Source organism: Methylobacterium sp. D54C (assembly GCF_053345595.1).
Genome location: NZ_JBKFAK010000248.1, coordinates 1 through 286, shown reverse-complemented (window position 1 = coordinate 286; position 286 = coordinate 1). Strand labels below are relative to the sequence as shown.

Below are 286 nucleotides of genomic sequence, written 5' to 3'. Positions count from 1 at the left end.
GAGGCCCGTCAGCACCAGCAGGCCGAGCACGACCATCACGGCGCCGAGCGCGGCCTTCGCGGCCCGGCCGGCCGCGGCGAGGCCGCCGCGCCAGCGCCGCAGCGCCTCGCGGGAGACGAGGCCCAGGAGCATCAGCGGGGCCGCGGCGCCGATCCCGAAGGCCAGCATGGTCAGGGCGACGCCCCCGAGATGCCCGCCCCGCGCCGCCATGAGCGAGGCCGCCCCCAGGGTCGGTCCCACGCAGGGGCTCCAGGCCGCGCCGAGCAGCAGGCCCACGGCGAACTGG

1 pseudogene is annotated in these 286 nt (G+C 79.7%); it reads right to left on the bottom strand.

The features are described from left to right. Positions 1-286, bottom strand: a pseudogene (locus ACLBYB_RS33375) (cytochrome c biogenesis protein CcdA); the annotation flags it as partial.